Raw genomic sequence first — 19628 nt, 5'->3', positions numbered from 1 at the left:
GAGCCTCACAGGGCGCCGCCCAGATCCCCGGGCAGGCGCGCGGCCTCGTCGAAATCGTCGAGCCCGGTCAAGTCGTGTCCCATCCGGTCCCGTTTGGTCATCAGGTAGCGGATGTTCTCGGCGTTGGCGCGCACCGGCAGCGGGACGCGTTCGATGACATGCAGACCGTAGCCGTCCAGGCCGACGCGCTTGGCCGGGTTGTTGGTGAGCAGCCGCATCGACCGCACGCCCAGATCAACCAGGATCTGCGCACCGATGCCGTAGTCGCGGGCATCGGCGGGCAGGCCGAGTTCCAGGTTGGCATCGACGGTGTCGGCGCCGGCATCCTGCAACTGGTAAGCCTGGAGCTTGTGCATCAGGCCGATACCGCGGCCCTCGTGACCACGCATGTAGAGCACGATGCCGCGCCCCTCGGCGGCCACCATCGCCAGCGCCGCATCCAATTGCGGGCCGCAGTCGCAGCGCCGCGAGCCGAACACGTCGCCGGTCAGGCACTCCGAGTGAACCCGGACCAGGACGTCGTGGCCGTCGTTCTCCGGGCCCGCGATGTCACCGCGCACCAGCGCGACGTGCTCGACCTCTTCGTAGATGCTGGAATAGCCGACTGCACGGAACTCGCCGTGGCGGGTCGGGATACGTGCCTCGGCGATGCGCTCGATGTGCTTCTCGTGCTTGCGGCGCCACTCGATGAGGTCGGCGATGGAGATCAGGGCCAGGTCGTGCTCGTCGGCGAACACCCGCAGCTCGTCGGTCTGGGCCATCGCGCCCTCGTCCTTCTGGCTGACGATCTCGCAGATGGCGCCCGCCGGCTGCAGGCCGGCCATCCGGGCCAGGTCGACGGCGGCTTCGGTGTGGCCGGGGCGGCGCAGCACTCCACCGTCCTTGGCTCGCAGTGGGACGACGTGGCCGGGCTTGCTGAAGTCTTCGGCGACGCTGGCGGGGTCGGCGAGCAGGCGCATCGTGGTGGCCCGGTCGGAGGCCGAAATGCCAGTTCCCACACCGGTTTTCGCATCGACGGTGACGGTGTAGGCGGTACCGTGCTTGTCCTGGTTCACCGCATACATCGGCAGCAGGCCCAGCCGGTCGCAGATCTCGCCGTCCAGCGGTACACACAGGTAGCCCGAGGTGTAGCGGACCATGAACGCCACGAGTTCCGGGGTGGCCTTCTCGGCGGCGAAGATGAGGTCGCCCTCGTTCTCGCGGTCCTCGTCATCGATGACAACGACGGCTTTGCCCGCCGCGATATCGGCGACCGCCCGCTCGACGGTGTCCAGCCTCGTCATCTTTGCCGCCTGCTCTCTGCCTCGATCTTGCTGCACACAGTATGAACCACGGCGACCGCCAGGTTATTGCCCGGCCCGTTCAGCGGTCTCCTCGACGGCGCGCAGCTCACCGCGCACACGGATATTCGCTGGCCACCGGAACGATCGGCGCATTGCGACAAACGCTACCTCGCGCGCACGGGCTGCCCGGCGTCAGGCCGGGGCGTCGGTCTGTGTCCCGGAACCGGATGACGACCAGGTGCGGATCACGCCCGCCTTGGTCGTATCCACCACCCCGTTGGTGACCTTGTAGTAACCGTCCTTCACGGTCAGGCTCACCGGGATGCTGGGGCCCCAGATGGTGCCGGTGTACAGCGACAATGTGCCCGTCCAGGAACCGCTGGAGATGGTGTAGGACAGGCTGTCACCGTCGCCGTCCGCAGCGCCGACGGTGGTGACGTTCTTGATCAACGAGCCCAAGCTTCCCGAGGTGGTGGGTGCGGCGTTGATCGCGTAGATCGGGACCTTCACCGTGGTCTGGGCGGTGCCGCCGTATCCGTCGCCCACGGTGACGGTGAAGGCGTCCTCGTAGGCAGCCAGTGCGACACCGTTGTAGGTGGTGCCGGCAGCGCCCACCTTCGCCGCCGCGTGCCGCGCAGCAGTGCTCAGGTTGCTCGTGTAGGTGAAGGTGCCGTCGGCAGCGAAAGTGACGGTACCCCCGCGAGCGGTCGTCACGCTGGACGGCCAGACCGCTGCATCACCGTCCGGATCCGAGTAGGTGACCTTGCCGGTGCTGGTCTGTGTGGTACCGGACAGCGTGCCGACGGTGGGAGCCGTCGTCAGTGTCACCGTGGGCGAAGCGTTCGCCACGGTCGGCGTGACCGCCAAGTTCAGGGTGACGGTACGGCCGTTGGCATCGGTGGCCAGCACGGTCACCACGTCGCCGGGTGGGGTGGTGTGGCCCAGGCCCGAGTTGCGGACGTAGGTGAAGGCGCCGGTGACGGGGTCGAACGACGTCACGGTGCCCTTCGACGGGGCCGTGCCCAGGGCGTAGCTGGTGAACATCCCGCTGTCGCCGGACGGCACCGGCACCGAACCGGTCACCACGTTCTGCGTCGAAGTGTTGACGTTGGCCGGGGTGATGGAGGCGTTGTTGGTCACAGTGACCGTCTGCACCGTGCTGCCACCGTGGCCGTCGGTCACCTGTACCTGGAAGCTCTGCGTGCTGCCGGCCGTTGCCGACGAGGCATAGGTGAAGGCCCCGGTGTTCTGGTTGAGCGTGACGATGCCGCCGTTGCCCGAACCGTTCTTGGTGTAGCCGGAGTTGCCGGTCAGGCCGTTGACCGACGACCCGACCAGCGTGTACTTCAGCGTGTCGCCATCGGAGTCGCTGCCGGAGACGGTTCCTCGCACGACGCCGAGACCGTCACCGCTCCCGGCGGTGGACGTGGCCGTGGGAGCGGCGTTGGTGCCGTTGATGATCTGGATCTTGAAGGGCAGCGTGTACTGGACGCCGTCGGCCGACTTCACCGGGATGTACACCGTGTCGTAGCGGTCGTCCGGGTTCTCCGAGGTCGCCCGGTGGAAGAACGCGGCGCCGGGCAGCGTGTTGGTGTAGGTGAATCCGCCGTCGGCGGTGTTGATGGTGACCAGGCCCCCACCCTGCGAGGTGTACGTCCCGCCTTGCGACACCCCGAAGAAGTCCACCGTGCGGCCCTGCTGATCGACGGCGTGGAACGTTCCCGCCGCGTACTCGGACTGGCTGCTGACACCGCCGAGGTTGAGGGTGTAGAGCCAGCTGTCGTAGGTGGTGCTGAGCGTGTAGTTCTGCAGGGCGGCCATTTCCTGGAACCGCTTGTAGATCCCGACCAGCGCAACGTAGGCGACCACCGTGAACGGGTTCACCTGTTGGGCGGTCCAGGTCGGTAGCGTGATGCTCCAGGCGCGCTCGGGGTGGCTGAACGCGCCACCGTCGCCGAGCGTGACGGAGGCCGCGATCTTGGTCGTCAGACTGGTCTGATCGGTGAGGTCGGATCTGGTGACCGTGGCCCCGGTGGTGGCCTTGATGACATCGATCTCCCACTGCGCGGGATCGTAGACACCATTGAGCATGTCGGCCAGGACGGTCGCCGTCCCGGCCACCGCGGCTCCCATGATCTTGTACGGCGTGATGATGCCGAATGTGCCGGCGCCGGAGGCGATGGTGAACGGGGGCACGATCCGGTTGAGGAAGTCGCCCCACGCGTTGAGGGTGTTCGTGAAGGTATAGCCCGGGATAGCGGACTGGAAGAACATCCCGAAGATGCCCAGCAGATCGGGAACCCACCGCGCCGGACTGCCGGCGATCGCATTATCGATGAGGCTCTGCAACTGGGTATCGGCCTGGTCGAGGGTCTGGTCGGTCTGGTAGTTCGTGATGTCGATGAACTTCTGCGGAGTACCAGGCCAGCCCGCGAGCCGGTTGACCGCCCATGCCAACGCGCCCTGGAAGTACCATTCCGCCGTCCCCACCGCGGGCGCGCCGGCGGCAGCCGGCGCCGCGGCCGCGGCAGCCAGCGCCTTCTCGGTGGCCGCAGCACCCGGCGGTGCGGTGAGGTTGTAGAGCGCGGAGGCGATCGGCTGCCCCACCACCGGGACCATCCCGATGAGATCCCTTGTCACATCACCGATCTCGTCGGCGACGTCGACGCCGTCGCGGCGAAATACCGCGCCGCTCAACTCCGAGAGGTCACCGATCAGGTTGATCGCATTGATCACCGGCGCCAGCACGATGGTCAGCAGGTCCGTCGTCTTCAGACCCGCCTGGAACGCTTCCCGGATCAGTTCGTCGGAGTTGTTGGCGCTGTAGGCCGCGGTCAGCGTGGCGACCGCATCCTGCGGCGAGATGGGCGTGACCGCAGCGGCTTTGGGAGCGTTCGGCGCGACCCCGCCGGTCGCCGTCGCCGTAGTCGTGGTGGACGTGGTCGGCGGAGCGGCGGAGGTGGTGGTCGCCGACGGCGCCTGGGCGGTCTTGGATGAACGCGCCTGACGCACCGCCGATGCCAGCGATTCCTCCAAGCCATGCCCCAACCCGTTGAGGGCATCGATCACGTCAGCGAAAATCCCTGGCGCCGAAACACTTCCGGCGGAAACGGTCGCGGTGACCGCCGCCGCGGCTGGTACCGTCGACACCGTCACCGGGGAGCTCGGCGCAGCGGTACCGGCCGGCACCGACGCCGGCGCGGTGTCAGCGTCGCCCGCCGTCGCGGCGGACTTCGCCGGTGCAGATCCTGCCGAGGCCGCCGCGTCGATGCCAGAGATCTTGCGCGGCTTGGCCTTTACCTGAGGCTCGGTGCGCTTGGTCGCACTCGCCGCAGCGGAGTTGTCGGCGTCGGCCGCCCCGGGACTGGAGTCGGCCTTGGAACCGCCGGTGGCGTCCGTGTCGCCGTCAGCGGACTGGCCGGACACCTTCGTCGTGGGCGGGCGCTTCGGCCCGGCCTTCTTCGGGGTGCCGCCGGTGGTACCCGCTTGCGGGGAGGCCGACGACGTCGAGGTGTCGGCCGCCTCCTTGGCCGGACCGGAACCCGACGAATCATCGGGGGCGGCCGACGCAACAGCCTGCCCGCTGGCGATCGCCGCACCCAATCCGATACCGACGGTTCCGACTCGTAACCATTGCGCGCAGTTCGCATTGTCGAGATTCGACGGCTTGCGGTGGCGGCCCTTGGTCCGACGCGGGTTGCGTGGGCTTGCGGCAGCCACGGCAGCTCCTTTGCGTCGGGGTGACGATTCTCACCTCGCCCGACCAGGGGAGACACGCGCCACACGTCGCCCTGCAACTTAGCATCGCCCCGAGGGTTTAGCTAAGACAAATCTCAGGTTCGATTTGCGAAATACCTGTGATCTCGGCCTTTGCCGCCTCGGTGTCCAAAATGGACCACCACGTGCCGGGGTGTGGCACTACCAGGGGCTGCTAATTCAGCAAAGCGGCGACTCAGCGCAGCCGATCGCCGAGCAGCCGCTCGACATATTTCGCTATGACATCCACCTCGAGGTTCACCGAAGCCCCGACCGGAGCGCGGCCCAGCGTGGTCAGCGCCAGCGTGGTCGGGATCAGCGACACCTCGAACCAGTCGTCACCCAGCCCCGACACCGTCAGCGAGATGCCGTCGACGGTGATGGATCCCTTCTCGACGACGTAGCGCGACAACTCTGGCGGCAGCCCGATGCGGACCACCTCCCAGTGCTCCGACGGCGTCCGGGACACCACATGCCCGGTGCCGTCGACGTGACCCTGCACGATGTGTCCGCCCAGCCTGCTGTCCACGGCGGCGGCCCGCTCGAGATTGACCGCGCTGCCCACGCCCACCGCGGCCAGACTGGACCGGCGCAGCGTCTCGGCCATCACGTCGGCGCTGAACTGTCCGTCGGCCAGGACCTCGACCACGGTGAGGCACACACCGTTGACGGCGATCGAGTCGCCGTGGCGCGCGTCGGAGGTGACGACGGGCCCGCGGATCACGAACCGGGCTGAGTCGCCCAGATCGTCCTTACCGACGATCTGACCCAGTTCCTCGACGATTCCGGTGAACACGGCACCTAATCTAGCGCCCGGATGCCGGCTGCCGTCCGCCGCGGTCACTGCCCACCGCGGACGGCCGTAATCCCAGGTCACCGCCCGCCGCCACGGTGATGCCGACCCGGTCACGACTGGGCCGCGAAGGCCTCGCGGATGAGGTCCGGTCACACCGACCCACTACGATGCAGCTATGCCGACGCGCCGCCGAATGTTCGCCGTCCTTGCCGCCCTGCTCTCGACCGCCACACTGGTCGTCGCTGGCTGTTCGTCGAAGCCTGCCGAGTCGCTGCCCGACGCGCAGGGACTCATCCAGCAATCCATCACCGCCACCAAGGCACTCAAGAGCGCCCACCTGGAGATCGCCATCAGCGGCAAGATCGACGGGCTGCCGGTCAAGAAGCTCTCCGGTAACCTCACCAACGTGCCCGCTGTCGCCGTCTCCGGCAGCTCGACCATCTCGATGGGCGGCACCGACGTCGACATCCAGCTGGTGGTCCTCGACGGCACCCTCTACGCCGCCCTGACCCCGAACAACTGGCTCGACATGGGCAAGGCCGCCGATGTCTACGACCCGTCGGTGATCCTCAACCCCGACAGCGGCCTGGCCAACATGCTGGCCAGCATCTCCGACGCCAAGTCGGACGCCAGCGACACCGTCAACGGCGTCGACACCGTCCGGATCTCGGGCAAGGTCACCGCGGACGCGGTCAACAAGCTCATCCCCCAGGTCAAGGCCACCGGTTCGGTGCCGGCCACGGTGTGGATCCAGAAGGCCGACCCGCACCAGCTGGTGCAGGCCAAGGTGGAGCCGAGCAGCGGCAACAGCATCCAGCTGACGCTGTCGGACTGGGACAAGCCGGTGACCGTCACCAAGCCAGCGGTCTGATCACCGGCCGACGATGACTGAAGCCCAGACCTCCGCGCGCCACCGGGTGGCAACCACCGGCCGCAGCCGGCGGATCGCGATCGGGGCGGGCAGCCTGGCCGTGCTGCTCGGTGCCCTCGACACCTATGTCGTGGTCACGATCATGACCGACATCATGCAGACGGTTCAGATCCCGGTGAACCAGATCCAGCGGGTGACGCCGATCATCACGGTGTACCTGTTGGGCTACATCGCCGCGATGCCGCTGCTGGGCCGGCTGTCGGACCGGTTCGGCCGCAAGCTGATCCTGCAGCTGAGCCTGACGCTGTTCGCCATCGGTTCGGTCGTGACCGCCTTGTCGACCGACCTGACGATGCTGGTGATCGGCCGGCTGATCCAGGGCGTGGCCAGCGGTGCGCTGCTGCCGGTCACCCTGGCCCTGGCCGCCGACCTGTGGGCGGCGCGCAGCCGCGCCGCTGTGCTGGGCGGCATCGGCGCAGCCCAGGAGCTCGGCAGCGTGCTCGGCCCGCTCTACGGCATCGCCGTGGTGGCCGTGCTGTCGAAGTGGCAGGACGTGTTCTGGATCAACGTGCCGCTGACGGTCGTTGCGATGGTGCTGATCCACCTCAGCCTGCCGTCCCACGACCGCAGCTCCAACCCGGAGCGGGTGGATGTCGTCGGTGGCGTGCTGCTGGCCATCGCCCTGGGCCTCGCCGTGATCGGTCTGTACAACCCCGCGCCCGACGGCAAGCAGATCCTGCCCAGCTACGGGGTGCCCGTCGTGATCGCGGCCGTCGTCGCCGCGATTGCCTTCGCGGTGTGGGAACGCCTGGCCAAGACCCGGCTCATCGAACCTGCCGGGGTGCGGTTCATCCCGTTCCTGGCCGCACTGGCCACCTCGCTGTGCGCGGGCGCTGCGCTGATGGTCACGCTGGTCAACGTAGAGCTGTTCGGCCAGGGTGTGCTGGGCAAGGACCAGAATGGTGCGGCATTCCTGTTGCTGCACTTCCTGATTGCGCTGCCGATCGGTGCCCTGGTCGGCGGCTGGGTCGCCACCCGGATCGGTGACCGGATCGTCGCCGTGGTGGGCATGGTCATCGCCGCCGGCGGCTACTTCCTGATCTCGAAGTGGAACATCGACGTCCTGGACGCCCATCACCAGCTGGGCCCGGTGTCGCTGCCGGTGCTGTCCACCGACCTGGCGCTGGCCGGTGTCGGGCTGGGCCTGGTGATCGGTCCGCTGACCTCGGCGGCGCTCCGGGTGGTCCCGGCCGCCCAGCACGGCATCGCATCCTCGCTCGTGGTGGTGGCCCGGATGACGGGCATGCTCATCGGTGTCGCCGCACTCAGCGCCTGGGGCCTCTACCGGTTCAACCAGATCATGGCCAGCATGCCCAAGCCCACCGGCACCAACGTGCTGGAGATCGCCGCGCAACTGGCGTCCAACGGCCGCCGGGCGTTCGCCATGCAGTACGGATCGATCTTCTCCGTCACCGTCATCGTCTGCCTCGTCGGCGCCGTCCTGGCGCTGTTCATCGGCGGCAAGAGCGCTCATGCCGATGCCGACGAGTCCGAGGAGCTAGCCGCTCTGCCCTGACGCCGGCACGTCACGAGCCAGCAGATCAGCCCAGGTATCGCGACGCACCACCAACCGGGTCTGCCCCTCGGCGGCGAAGACCACCGGGATGCGCCGTGCCCCGTTGTACTGGTTGGACATCGTGTAGCAGTACGCGCCCGTGACGGGGACGGCGAGAAGATCGCCGACCACCGGATCAGCAAGGGGCACAAGGTCGATGAGCTCATCACCAGACTCGCAGTGCCTACCCACCACGGTCACCGGCGCCCCGCCGCCCACCCGGTCCACCAGGGTGGCCTCGAATCGCTGCCCGTAGAGCGACACCTCGAGGTTGTCCCCCATGCCGCCGTCGACGGCAACATGGATACGCTCGCCGCGCTTGACGGTGGTGACACGGTAGACGGTGCAGGCGGCCGCCGCGGTCATCGACCGGCCCGGCTCGACGATGATGCGGGCGTCGGCGGGCACCAGGCCGCGAGCCTTCTCGACCATCATCGCGGCATAGTCGCGCACCGACGGCGGCTGGTCGACGTAGGTGTAGCGCACGCCCAGCCCACCGCCGAAGTCGTAGACATCAAAGCTGCCCAACTCGGCCACCGGCTCGACCGCCGCCGCCAGCTGAGCAGCATCGAGCAGCTGCGATCCAACGTGGGTGTGCACGCCGTCGCAGCGCAGTACCCGGCTGCGCCGGATCCGCTCGATCGCGATGCGGGCATCTGCGGGCAGCAGGCCGAACTTCGAGCCGGCATGACCGGTGGCGACCGCCGCGTGGGTGCTGGCCTGCACACCGGGGACCACCCGCACCAGACAACCCTGGCGCCGGCCGGGCTCGACGATCCGTTCCAGCCGGTCGATATCGTCGAAGTTGTCCACCACCACCAGGCCGACCCCGTTGGAGACAGCCAGCGCCAGTTCCTCATCAGTCTTGGCGTTGCCGTGCAACAGCATTCGGGCCGGATCGGCGCCGGCCGACAATGCGGTGACGATCTCTCCCCCGCCCGCAACGTCGAGGTGCAGACCCTCTTCGCTCATCAGCTGTTGAATCGCGGTGCACGGGAAGGCCTTCGAGGCGAACGCCACATCCGAACGCGGCCACAGATCGCGAAACGCCGCCAGGTACTCCCGGGCTCTGGCCCGCAGGGCGGTCTCGTCGACGACCATCACCGGGGTGCCGAACTCCGCGGCGACCGCGTCGAGCCGGCAGCCGCCGACCATCAGCGTGCCGTCCTGGTCGAGGCTGCTGCCCGGCGGGAACAGGCCCAGCACCCCGGGGTCGCTCACATTCTCTCCTTCGTCGACATCACAGCAGTGCGGCCGCCGCATGGTCGGCGATCACGGTGACATCAGCATGCCGTTGCAGCACGGATGCCGGTACCGCGACGTCCACCGGCCCGTGCAGCGCAGCCGCCAGCGGCTCGGCCTTGGCGGTGCCCGAGGCGAGCAGCAGGATGCTGCCCGCCCGGCAGATGGTAGCCAGTCCCTGGGTGATCGCGCGCCGGGGAACGCCGTCGATGCCGTCGGAGAAGAACCGGGCATTGTCCGATCTGGTCCGATCCGAGAGCAGCACCACCCTGGTGCGCGATTCGAGCGAGGAGCCGGGCTCGTTGAAGCCCAGATGCCCGTTGGCACCGATGCCCGCGATCTGCACGTCGACTCCGCCGACGCCGGTGATCCTCGCCTCGAACTCGGCGGCAGCGCGCTCCGGATCAGCTGCATCACCCTGCGGCACAACAACATTCCCAGGAGCAATGCCCAGCGGCTCGGCGATCCGGGTCCGGACATAGCTGGCGTAGCTCTGCGCGTCGCGGGGGCCCAGGCCGACGTATTCGTCCAAGGCCACCACCACCGCGGACGACAGGTCGAGTTCACCGACCCTGCTGCGGCGGGCGAGTTCGTCGTAAAGCCGCATCGGCGTGCTGCCGGTGGCCACCCCCAGCCGCGGACTCACCGCCGGTAACCGGCGGATCAGTTCATCGGCCGCCAGCACCGCGAACTGTGCCTCGTCCACCACCGTCGTCCTCATCGGCGGGCCTCGTTGTGGCGGTGCAGACAGTCCGTCCACCAGTTGTGCCGGTCCAGTCGCGGAGGCACCACCGTGGTCTGCCGGGTCCTGGTGATGGGCCGGCCGAGCGTCTGTGCCGCGAACACGGCCGCTCCCAGCGCCGAATGGTCGCTGACATTCGGGTCGGCGCGTACCTCGCGACCGGTGGCGTCGGCAAGGTCCTGCCACATCAGTGGGCTGACCGCGCTGCCACCGCCCATCAGGATCGGTCCGGCCGTCCCCGTGGTGGCGGCCAGCACGTCGATGCACCGGCGAAGCTCGACGACGATACCGGTCAGCAGGCCGCGCGCAATGTGGCCGACCTCCGTCGCCAGGGTCAGCCCCTTGAGCGTGCCCGTCAGCGTCGGATCCCACAGCGCGCCCTGTTCGCCAGGGGCGAGATAGGGCAGGAACAGCGGTGCGTCCTCGACGGCGACATGCGCGGCGGCCTCGAGTAGGGCCGCCGGGCCGCTCACCCCGAACAACCGGGCCACCGCGCTGAATGCCGAACCCATTGCCAGCAGGTCCATTTCGAGGCCCCAGCCCGGCCCGCCAAGCGGTGTGACGAGGTAGCGCAACGCCGGGTCGCGGGTCGGCTGGTCGCTGATGCCCAACACGATCGCCGACGTTCCGGCGATCACCCCGACGTCGCCGTGGTTGACCGCCCCGACCCCCAGCGCACCGAACACCGAATCAGCCGCACCGAGCACCACCGGCAGCTCGTCGATGTCCCAGCGCTCACGCCACGAGTCGGCCAGGTAACCGACGGTGTCCGACGGGGCCACCTCGGGCAGTGCGGAAACACCCATGGCCTGCGCGATCTCGGTATTCCAGCAGCCGCCCTCGATGTCGTAAGCCGCGCTGCCCGCCGCGGTGCTCGGGTCACTCAGCAGGCGCCCGGTCAACCGTTCGAAGAGGACGTCCTTGGCCCCGGCCACCGTTGTCCCGGCCCGCCCGCGGGCCGCCAGCCGGGCGTGCATGGGAGCCAGATACCGGCCGTCGACCCGCTGACCGGTGATCCGGTACAGCACGTCGTCCCCGAACCGGGCGATCAGCTCTTGGGCCTCGTCCTCCGCGCGGGCGTCCTCCCAGGTGATCGCCGGACCGTGGGTGCCGCCGTCGGCGTCGAGCTCGACCAGGGTCGGAAGCATCGCGGTCAGCCCGATGCCCTTCCATCGCCGCGGCGACACCGACCGGGCCAGCTCGTCACCGGCGGCTCCCAGAGCGCGCCACCAGTCATCCGGATTCTGCTCTGCTGCACCAGTTTCCGGCCGATCAGTGGGGTATTCGCAGCGCGCGGCCGCGGCGACGGTGCCGTCCTCGCAGACCGCCACCACCTTGATCGACGAGGTGCCGAGGTCGACACCGAGAATGACCGGACGATCGGTCACGACCGGGCTGCGGGCACGTGGGTGCGGGCGACGACGGTCAGCGCATCGGCCGCCGCTTCGAGGGTCTCGTCGATATCGCGGTCATCGTGCACCAGCGAGACGAACAGATTCTCGAACTGCAACGGGTGGAAGAGCACTCCCCGCACCACCATCTCCTCGTACCAGCGGGTGAACAGTTCCTCGTTGGCATGGGCCACCGCATCACGCCAGTTATGTATCGGGCCGTCGGCGAACCACAACTGGAAGACGGTACCCAACCCTTCGCAGTACGCGTCCAGGCCACGCTCGGCGGCCAGTTCACCGAGCCCGGCTGCCAACCGGTGGCCGAGGGCCCGCTGCCGCTCGTAGAGCCCCGGTTCGGCCAGCACGTCCATGGTCGCCGACACCGCGGCGCACTGCACGACATTGGCGTTGTAGGTACCCGAGTGCGAGTACCGGCCATCGGCGACCATCTGCATGGCCTCCACCGATCCGCCGACCGCGGCGACCGGGAAGCCGCCACCGAGGCCCTTGGCCAGCGTGGTCAGATCCGGGGTCACCCCGAACCACTCCTGAGCTCCGCCGCGGGCGAACCGGAAGCCGGTGATCACCTCGTCGAAGATCAGCAGCGCGCCGTGCTTGCGGGTTTCGGCGCGCAGCAGTTCCAGATATCCGGGCTCGGGCAGGATGCATCCGGTGTTGAAGACCGCGGGCTCGGTCAGCACCGCTGCGACCTCGTCGCCGCGCCGGTCCATCAGCTCGACGAAACTCTCCGGGTCGTTCCAGGTGAGGACCACCAGGGTGTCCTCGAGCTCGGCGGGCACGCCGGGTCCCATCGCGACCGGACGTGGGTGATCGGCCGGGCCGGCCAGATTCAGGTCGACGTGGTTCGACCAGTACACGGTGTCCTGCCAGCCGTGATAGTGCCCCTCGAACCGGACGATGATGCGCCGTCCGGTGGTGGCCCTGGCCAGCCGGACAGCGGTCCCCACCGCCTCCGAGCCGGAGTTGGTGAACCGCACCTGCTCGATCCCGGGCACCGCGGCCACCACCTTCTCGGCGGCTTCGACCTCGAGTTCATAGGGAAGTCCGAAGCAGGTGCCCAGGTCGCGCACCGCTTCAGTCACCGCGTTGGTGATCACGGGGTGGCGGTGGCCCAGGATCATCGGCCCCAGACCGAGCAGATAGTCGATGTAGGTGTTGCCGTCGACGTCGGTCAGACGTGACCCGCTGCCTTCGGCCATGAAGATCGGATAGGGCTTCCAGCCGTTACGCGGAAGCCGCGCGGTGGACCCTGCTCCGCCCGGCACCGTCCGCTTGGCCCGTTCGTAGAGCGCCTTGGTGGCCGGTGTCCGAGCCGCATAGGCATCGCTGAATTGCATGGAGATTCTCTTTCACTGTCTCATGGTGTGGAAAACTATTGTTCTGCTTGATGTTTGGCGATCACGGCGAGTGTGGGACGTCGGCGATCGACTCCCCGTGAGTCCGGTCGGTGTAGAACGGCGCCCGGCCCACTCGGGCCGAGATGACCGAGAGCACCAGGCCGGCCAGCGCCAACCCGACACCGAAGGCCAGCTCGACGCCGTTGAGTGAATCCGTGGCGATCGAGTAGATCACCACGAAGGCCATGAACGCCGCACCCAGGCCGGGCATCAGACCGCCGATGACGAAATCCTTTGCCGAGGAGGTGATCTGGTGGCGGTAACACCAGATGGCCGTGACCGCGGTGAGCAGGTAGAAGATGGCCGCCATCAGGCCCAGGGTGCTCACGATATTGGCCAGAGCCTCACCGACCGCGCCGATCAGCGTCGACCCCCAGAGGAACACGATGTTGAGCACACCGAACAGGATGGTGGCGTTCAACGGCGTGCCGTACTTGGGACTGATCTGCGACAGCCAGGACGGCACGACGCGGTCCCGGCCCATCGCGAAGCCGATCCGAGAAGCGCTGACGATGGCCGCCAGTAGCGATGCCAGGGTGCCGCCGAGCACGGCGACGATCATCACGTTGGCCCAGAAGCCGCCACCGATCCGGTCCCCCACGAACGCCAGGATGTTGGCCGCGTGGTCCTGCATGTCCTGCATCGGAGCGATGCCCTGGAACGCCAGCACCGACACCGAGTAGATGACGAAAAGCAGGATGACGCTGGTCACCGCGGCCCGCCCGGCAGTGCGGCCGCTGGACTCCTCGCCGACATAGGCCGCGGTGTCCCATCCCGAATACAGGAAGATGGCCAGCAGCACACCGGAGATCAGGGCCTTGAACCCGCCCGCACCCTCGATGGTGAACCAGGATGCGCTGGGCTTGACGACGTCGGTGTGCCCGTGGGCGATGAACAGCACCGCCAGTACGGCGAATCCGATGAGCAGCGCGTATTCGAAGATGGCCCAAGCCAATTGGAATTTCGCCGACAGCGCCACGCCCAGGGCGGCCACCGCGGTGACCACCAGGTCGAAGACCGTGCCCACGGCGGCCACCGCGACCGTGTTGTCCGCGGCGGTGTCGGAGAAGAACGAGAGCAGGTAGCTGCCGAGCGGAATCGTCAGGCTGGTGGTTCCGACGGTGTAGTACAGCAACATGATCCACCCGGCGAAGAACCCGGCGTGCGGGTTGAGTACCCGCCCCACCCAGGTGTAGGTGGCACCTGCACTGGGCTGCCAAGCGTGCAGACGCTGATAGCCCAGCGCGATGCCGAGCATCGGGATGAAGCAGATCAGGATCGGCAGGAAACCCGCGTAAGCGACGGTGGCCAGGATCGCGGCCAGCGACACCGCCACGCTTTGGATCGGGCCGGAACTCGCCAGCGCCATGACCACGACGTCGACGGCCCGCAACGCCCCCGACCGCAACCCGCCTGCGGCGGGATTCTCAACTGGTTGTGTCATTGTTCATCAACTCTTTTCGGTCACGGGGGCGCCGATGAGGGCCACCACAGCGCGTCGCAGTATCTCGGTGGTGGCGACCACATCCGGGATCGACACCCATTCCTCGGCGGCGTGGTAGTTGCCGCCTTCCGGCCCGAACAGCACGGTCGGAATGCCTGCGCTCTGGAACAGCGCCGCATCGGTCCACGCGTTCAGTCCGCTCACCGGGGAACGGACCCCGTTCACTGCCTCGGTGGCGTCACCGAGGGCTTGCAGCAGCACCTCATTGCCCGCACCGGTGAACGGGTCGCGGTCCAGCCGGACGTTGACCTCACCGCGGAACCGTGGCTCGACCTCGGCGACTTCGGCGAAGATCGCTTCGATCTCGGCAACCCGGTCGGCCAGCGTCTCTCCCGGTTGGGTACCGATCTCGATACCCAGGACGGCCTGGTTGGGATAGGTCGCATAGTCGGTGCCGCCGCGGATGGTCCCGGTGTGGAAAACGGTGCGGCCGTTCTTCGGATCCGGGTACGGCTTCCAGCGGGTCTCGTCGAGCCGATGCAACCGGGTCACCACCTCGGCCATGTGGACGATCGCGTCCACGCCCTTGTCCGGCGCCGAGCCGTGCGCCGGCTCGCCGTGCACGATGATGTCGATCCAGCCGAAGCCCTGGTGTTCGCCGAAGATGGTGCCCGAGCCGTCCGGTTCGAGGTTGATCGCGTAGTCGATCTCATCGGCATGGTGGGCGACCAGATGCTCGGTACCGATGCTGATGCCCTCCTCGTCGATCACGAGGGCCACCAGGATGTTGCCTGCCAACTCCGTTCCCGAGCGCACCAGTTCGCGCACGGCGAGCATCGCCGTGGCGCAGGCACCCTTGTCGTCGGCCACGCCGAGCCCGATCATCCGGTCGCCCTCGATCACGGGATGCAGGGCGCGGTCGGCCCAGTTCGCGTAACCGACCGTGTCGATGTGGCCCGAGAGGCAGATGGTCGGCCCCGGTGCCCTACCGCGCAGCCAGGCCAGCACGTTGGGCCGTCCCGGTTCGACCTCCTCGAGGGTCGCCTCCAGACCGACGTCGGCCAGCCAGTCCCGGATGAAGGCGGCAACTTCGCCCTCTCCCGCTCCGCCCGGGATGAGCCATGGCGTCACCGAGTCGATCTTCACCATCGCCTCGAGTAGCTCGATCGCTTCCTCGCGAGTGACGGTCATAGCGTGCTCTCCTTAGGTGTCGATACTTCTTCGTGGTCTGAAAAGTGGCATGCCACAGCATGTTCGGCTAGCTGCGGCGCCAGGACCGGCAGTTCGGTGCGACACCGCTCGGGCTCGCCGAGTTGCCGGTAGACCGGGCAGCGCGGGGCAAACCGGCACCCTGGTGTGACGTCGGTGGCATTCGGCGGTTCACCCGTCAGCACGCCGCGAGCTGAGCGCCGCCCGCCGCCGGCCTTGGGCATCACGTCCACCAACGCCCGGGTATAGGGATGCCGGGGTGCGCCGATCACCTCCGCGGCGGGTCCCTGTTCGACGATCTGGCCCAGATAGAGCACGGCGACCCGGTCGGCGAAGACGCCGGCCAGCGCCAGGTCGTGGGTGATGAACAGGATTCCCACGCCGAGTCGTTCACGCAGGTCCAGCAGCACCCTGATCACGCCGGCCCGCAGTGACACGTCCAGCATGGACACCGGCTCATCGGCCACCAGCAGTCGGGGTTCGACGGCCAGTGCTGCCGCGATGGCCACCCGTTGACGCTGGCCACCGGACAGCTGGAAGATACGCCGGTCGGCGATAGCGACCGCCGGGGTGAGTCCGCACATCTCCAGAGCCGTCAGTGCGACGTCGCGCCGTTGCGCGCTGTCGAGGTCCCGGCGGTGGATGGCCAGCCCCTCACTGACGACCTCGATGGCCGTGGCGTTGGCCGGCAAGCTCTCGAACGGATCCTGGAAGATCATCTGGAAGTCTCGGCGCATCCGGCGCAACGCCCGTCCGCGGGCGTGGGTGATGTCGGCTCCACCGACCGACACCGAGCCGGAACTGGCCTCAACCAGGCGCATCAGTGTCCGGGCGATGGTGGTCTTGCCACAGCCGGATTCACCGACCAAGGCCACGATCTCGCCCTCATGAACGGACAGGTCCACACCGTCGACCGCCCGGGCGGTCAATCGATGGCGGCCGTGGCGTACCGGGAAGTGCACCTTCAGGTCCCGGATGTCGGCGACCACGGGTCGGGCCGGCGATGACGTCATGGTGTCACCCCCACGAGGTGGCAGGCGGCGAGGTGCTCGGCGTCGGTCGGCAGCGCACGCAGCCGCGGATCGTCGGACGCGCAACGCGGCAACCGCTCGGTGCACCGGTCGTGGAATCGGCATCCGGCCGGTGGATGAGCGAGATCCGGTGGACTGCCGGGGATTCCGTTGATCGACGGCTGGCCGGCGTCCAGTCGCGGATAGCAGTCGAGCAGTCGGCGGGTGTAGGGATGGGCCGGCTGCGAATCGGAGTTCAGGATGGCCGCCGCGGGTCCGCGCTCGACCATCCGACCGGCGTACATGACCGCGACCTGGTCACACAGTTCGGCCAGCACGGTCAGGTCGTGGGAGATGATCAGCATGGCCAGACCGAGTTCGTCGGCCAGGCCACGGATCAGGTCCAGGATCTGGGCCTGGGTCATGACGTCGAGGGCGGTGGTGGGCTCGTCGGCGATCACCAGGTCGGGCCGGCAGGCCAGCGCCATGGCGATCATCGCCCGTTGCTTCATCCCGCCGGAGAGCTGATGCGGATAGTCGTCGGCCCGCCTGGCGGTGATGCCGACCTGGGTCATCAGCTCATCGACCCGCTCGCCGATGGCCTTGCGACCGGTACCAGGCTCGTGGGCCCGGATGGCCTCCCGGATCTGGTCACCGATCGTCATCACCGGGTTGAAGCCGTTCATCGCGCCCTGGAACACCAGCGAGAGCCGTGCCCATCGAAGCGATCGCAGCTCGGTGTCGCCGACAGTGCGCAAGTCGGTACCGTCAAAGGTCAGCTCGTCAGCCTCCAGCGTGGCGCCCGATGGCAGCAGCTGAGCGACGGCGAGCGCCAGAGTGCTCTTGCCGCAACCGGATTCACCGGCGAGGCCGACCACCTGGCCGGCTGCCACGTCGAGGTCGACACCGTCGACCGCCCGAACCCCGCCGCGGTAGGTGACGGACAGATTGCGGATCCTCAGCAGGCTCATTCGACCGCCGCCAACCGCGGATCCAGGATGCGCTCCAGGCTCTGACCGACCATCGAGAAGGCCAGCACCACGATCACGATGCCGATACCCGGTGGCAGGAAGTACCACCACATGCCGCCGCCCACCGCTCCCGCGGCGAACGCGTTGTGCAGGATCTGGCCCCACGAGGTCCGGGTCGGATCGCCCAGCCCCAGGAAGGACAGGGTGGCTTCGGCCAGGATCGATCCGGCGATCACCAGCACGGCGTTGGCGATCACCAGGGGCAGCACACCGGGCAGGATCAGCCGCCACAGGATGCCCGCCGAGGACAGCCCGACGGTCTTGGCCCGCGCCACCACCTCACGCTCGCGTAGCGCCAGTGCCTGGGACCTGACGATCCGGGCGGTGCTGGGCCAGCTCGTGATCGCAATGACGAGCACGATCATCGGCAGGCTCTGGCCGATGATGGCGCCGAGGGCGATCATCAACGGCAGGTTGGGCAGCACCAGGAAGAAGTCGGTGATCCGCATCAACACAGCGTCGACGAACCCGGTGAACCATCCGGACAGCACACCGACCAAGGTTCCGATCAGCACGGTGATCAGCGTGGCCACCAGCCCTATCTCCAATGACACCGACGTTCCGGCCAGCACCTGCCGCAGCACGTCGCGCCCCAGCTCGTCGGTACCCAGCCAGTGGGATCCGCTGGGCGCCAACAAGATCCCGTTACGGGTTTCGGCGACGTCGGTGCGGTCGTAGGGCGCCAGCAGGGGGCCGAGAATCGCGACCAGGATGACCGCCGCGACCGTCACCAGGCCCACCCGGCCCATCGTGTCGGCCAGCAGTTGCCGCACCACGCCGCGCCAGCCCCCGGGCACGTGAGCGGCCACCGGCTCCTCGGGGTACAGGTCGGGATCGAGTATCGGGCCGGTCATGTCAGCCTCACCCGCGGATCGAGCATCCGGTAGACCATGTCGCTGGCGAAGTTCGCCAGCACGACCACGATCGCGAAGATCAGGAAGCACGCCTCCATCACCGGATAGTCCCGCCGGATCACCGACAGGTAGATCAGCTGTCCCATGCCCGGCCAGGAGAACACCGTCTCGACCTGAATAGTGCCGCCGACGGTCGCGCTGGCGTACAGCGTGGTCGCGGTGACCACCGGCAGCAGCGCGTTGCGCACGCCGTGGCGCCACAGCACCCGCCGCGGACTCAGGCCCTTGGCCCGTGCGGTCGTCATGAAGTCCTCCGACAACGTCGCCAACAATGAACTGCGGGTGATCAGCACGAACTGGGCGATGTCGACCAGCACCATGGCCACGGTGGGCAGCACCAGGTGGCGGGCCAGGTCGGCGATCCGGACGAAGACCGTGGGGTACAGCGCATCGGCGGTGTACATCCCGGCGATCGGGAACCAGCCCAGGGTGACGGCGAACAGGAAGATCAGCAGCATGCCGACCCAGAACGTCGGCAGGCTCCAGAACACCAGCGATCCGATCACCAGCGAGCCGTCGGCCCGGGTCCCGCGCCGGGCGGCCGCGAACACCCCGATCAGGATGCCGAGCAGGATCACCAGCACCGTGGAGACGGTCACCAGGATCACGGTGTTGCCAAGGGCTTTGACGACGATCGGTCCGACCGCCGCCTGGTAGGTGTAGGAGAAACCGAGATCGCCGCGGACCAGATTCTGCAGGTAGGTCAGGAATTGCGCACCCATCGACTGGTCGAGTCCGTAGTAGCTGCGCAGCCGGGCGATGGACTCGGCGTCCAGGTGCTGGCCGCGTGCGATGTGGGTGACCGGGTCACCCGGCATCAGATGGAACAGAACGAAATTCGTCGCCACCACCGCTGCGAGAGTCAGCACCAGGTAGGAGAATTTCTGCCCGAGATAGCGGACCATC

15 protein-coding genes are annotated in these 19628 nt (G+C 68.0%); 2 read left to right on the top strand and 13 right to left on the bottom strand.

The features are described 5' to 3' along the window. Window positions 1–5: 5 nt before the first annotated feature. From G6N35_RS05100 to G6N35_RS05090, 3 genes are all read right to left on the bottom strand, one after another. Window positions 6–1283 (bottom strand): bifunctional 3,4-dihydroxy-2-butanone-4-phosphate synthase/GTP cyclohydrolase II, encoded by a 1278-nt coding sequence (locus G6N35_RS05100; protein WP_163803271.1) that lies wholly within the window; start codon window positions 1281–1283, stop codon window positions 6–8. Between the two features lie 192 nt (window positions 1284–1475). Next, entirely contained in the window at window positions 1476–5003 is a 3528-nt protein-coding gene (locus tag G6N35_RS05095; protein WP_163803270.1) for an Ig-like domain-containing protein, read from the bottom strand. A 232-nt stretch (window positions 5004–5235) separates the two neighbouring features. Next, window positions 5236–5835: a riboflavin synthase gene (locus G6N35_RS05090; protein WP_163803269.1), complete on the bottom strand. Its 600-nt coding sequence runs from the start codon at window positions 5833–5835 to the stop codon at window positions 5236–5238. A gap of 175 nt (window positions 5836–6010) precedes the next feature. Here G6N35_RS05090 and G6N35_RS05085 point away from each other — a divergent pair, with 175 nt between their 5' ends. Both G6N35_RS05085 and G6N35_RS05080 read left to right on the top strand, forming a co-directional pair. Next, window positions 6011–6706, top strand: coding sequence for an LppX_LprAFG lipoprotein (locus tag G6N35_RS05085; RefSeq protein ID WP_170313112.1), 696 nt, complete (start codon window positions 6011–6013; stop codon window positions 6704–6706). A gap of 13 nt (window positions 6707–6719) precedes the next feature. Further along, window positions 6720–8282 (top strand): MFS transporter, encoded by a 1563-nt coding sequence (locus G6N35_RS05080; protein ID WP_163803268.1) that lies wholly within the window; start codon window positions 6720–6722, stop codon window positions 8280–8282. Here G6N35_RS05080 and lysA read toward each other — a convergent pair. The 10 genes from lysA to G6N35_RS05030 all read right to left on the bottom strand — a co-directional run bounded on the left by lysA (window position 8265) and on the right by G6N35_RS05030 (window position 19627). Then, complete coding sequence (lysA, locus tag G6N35_RS05075) at window positions 8265–9542, bottom strand: diaminopimelate decarboxylase (protein WP_246224213.1); 1278 nt, start codon at window positions 9540–9542, stop codon at window positions 8265–8267. The genes G6N35_RS05080 and lysA overlap by 18 nt on opposite strands. 19 nt (window positions 9543–9561) lie before the next feature. Beyond that, window positions 9562–10284 carry a glucosamine-6-phosphate deaminase gene (locus G6N35_RS05070; protein WP_163803266.1) on the bottom strand — a complete coding sequence of 241 codons (723 nt, stop codon included), beginning with the start codon at window positions 10282–10284 and terminating at the stop codon, window positions 9562–9564. Beyond that, window positions 10281–11693, bottom strand: coding sequence for a xylulokinase (locus tag G6N35_RS05065; RefSeq protein ID WP_163803265.1), 1413 nt, complete (start codon window positions 11691–11693; stop codon window positions 10281–10283). The genes G6N35_RS05070 and G6N35_RS05065 overlap by 4 nt, the downstream gene beginning before the upstream one ends. Next, window positions 11690–13054, bottom strand: coding sequence for an aspartate aminotransferase family protein (locus tag G6N35_RS05060; protein ID WP_163803264.1), 1365 nt, complete (start codon window positions 13052–13054; stop codon window positions 11690–11692). The genes G6N35_RS05065 and G6N35_RS05060 overlap by 4 nt, the downstream gene beginning before the upstream one ends. Before the next feature lie 61 nt (window positions 13055–13115). Then, window positions 13116–14558, bottom strand: a complete 1443-nt coding sequence (locus tag G6N35_RS05055; RefSeq protein ID WP_163803263.1) for an APC family permease — start codon at window positions 14556–14558, stop codon at window positions 13116–13118. Between the two features lie 6 nt (window positions 14559–14564). Continuing rightward, window positions 14565–15749, bottom strand: a complete 1185-nt coding sequence (locus G6N35_RS05050) for a M20 family metallopeptidase (RefSeq protein WP_163803262.1) — start codon at window positions 15747–15749, stop codon at window positions 14565–14567. Continuing rightward, on the bottom strand, window positions 15746–16780 hold the full coding sequence (locus tag G6N35_RS05045) for an ABC transporter ATP-binding protein (RefSeq protein ID WP_163803261.1): 1035 nt from the start codon (window positions 16778–16780) through the stop codon (window positions 15746–15748). Before G6N35_RS05045 ends, G6N35_RS05050 begins: the two co-directional genes overlap by 4 nt. Further along, window positions 16777–17748 (bottom strand): ABC transporter ATP-binding protein, encoded by a 972-nt coding sequence (locus tag G6N35_RS05040; protein ID WP_163803260.1) that lies wholly within the window; start codon window positions 17746–17748, stop codon window positions 16777–16779. The genes G6N35_RS05045 and G6N35_RS05040 overlap by 4 nt, the downstream gene beginning before the upstream one ends. Then, window positions 17745–18662 carry an ABC transporter permease gene (locus G6N35_RS05035; protein WP_163803259.1) on the bottom strand — a complete coding sequence of 306 codons (918 nt, stop codon included), beginning with the start codon at window positions 18660–18662 and terminating at the stop codon, window positions 17745–17747. Before G6N35_RS05035 ends, G6N35_RS05040 begins: the two co-directional genes overlap by 4 nt. Then, window positions 18659–19627 (bottom strand): ABC transporter permease, encoded by a 969-nt coding sequence (locus G6N35_RS05030; protein WP_163803258.1) that lies wholly within the window; start codon window positions 19625–19627, stop codon window positions 18659–18661. Before G6N35_RS05030 ends, G6N35_RS05035 begins: the two co-directional genes overlap by 4 nt. Between the last annotated feature and the right edge of the window lies 1 nt (window position 19628).

This window comes from Mycolicibacterium anyangense (assembly GCF_010731855.1).
In the GTDB taxonomy this organism is placed as follows: domain Bacteria; phylum Actinomycetota; class Actinomycetes; order Mycobacteriales; family Mycobacteriaceae; genus Mycobacterium; species Mycobacterium anyangense.
Note: the sequence above shows the minus strand (reverse complement) of the source record. Positions and strands in the feature narration are given on the sequence as shown.

Excerpts from the sequence above, each read along its gene's own strand:
- G6N35_RS05100 (WP_163803271.1), bottom strand. The coding sequence starts at position 1,283 with ATGACGAGGCTGGACACCGTCGAGCGGGCGGTCGCCGATATCGCGGCG.
- G6N35_RS05085 (WP_170313112.1), top strand. The coding sequence starts at position 6,011 with ATGCCGACGCGCCGCCGAATGTTCGCCGTCCTTGCCGCCCTGCTCTCG.
- G6N35_RS05080 (WP_163803268.1), top strand. The coding sequence starts at position 6,720 with ATGACTGAAGCCCAGACCTCCGCGCGCCACCGGGTGGCAACCACCGGC.
- G6N35_RS05070 (WP_163803266.1), bottom strand. The coding sequence starts at position 10,284 with ATGAGGACGACGGTGGTGGACGAGGCACAGTTCGCGGTGCTGGCGGCC.
- G6N35_RS05060 (WP_163803264.1), bottom strand. The coding sequence starts at position 13,054 with ATGCAATTCAGCGATGCCTATGCGGCTCGGACACCGGCCACCAAGGCG.
- G6N35_RS05055 (WP_163803263.1), bottom strand. The coding sequence starts at position 14,558 with ATGACACAACCAGTTGAGAATCCCGCCGCAGGCGGGTTGCGGTCGGGG.
- G6N35_RS05050 (WP_163803262.1), bottom strand. The coding sequence starts at position 15,749 with ATGACCGTCACTCGCGAGGAAGCGATCGAGCTACTCGAGGCGATGGTG.
- G6N35_RS05045 (WP_163803261.1), bottom strand. The coding sequence starts at position 16,780 with ATGACGTCATCGCCGGCCCGACCCGTGGTCGCCGACATCCGGGACCTG.
- G6N35_RS05040 (WP_163803260.1), bottom strand. The coding sequence starts at position 17,748 with ATGAGCCTGCTGAGGATCCGCAATCTGTCCGTCACCTACCGCGGCGGG.
- G6N35_RS05035 (WP_163803259.1), bottom strand. The coding sequence starts at position 18,662 with ATGACCGGCCCGATACTCGATCCCGACCTGTACCCCGAGGAGCCGGTG.
- G6N35_RS05030 (WP_163803258.1), bottom strand. The coding sequence starts at position 19,627 with ATGGTCCGCTATCTCGGGCAGAAATTCTCCTACCTGGTGCTGACTCTC.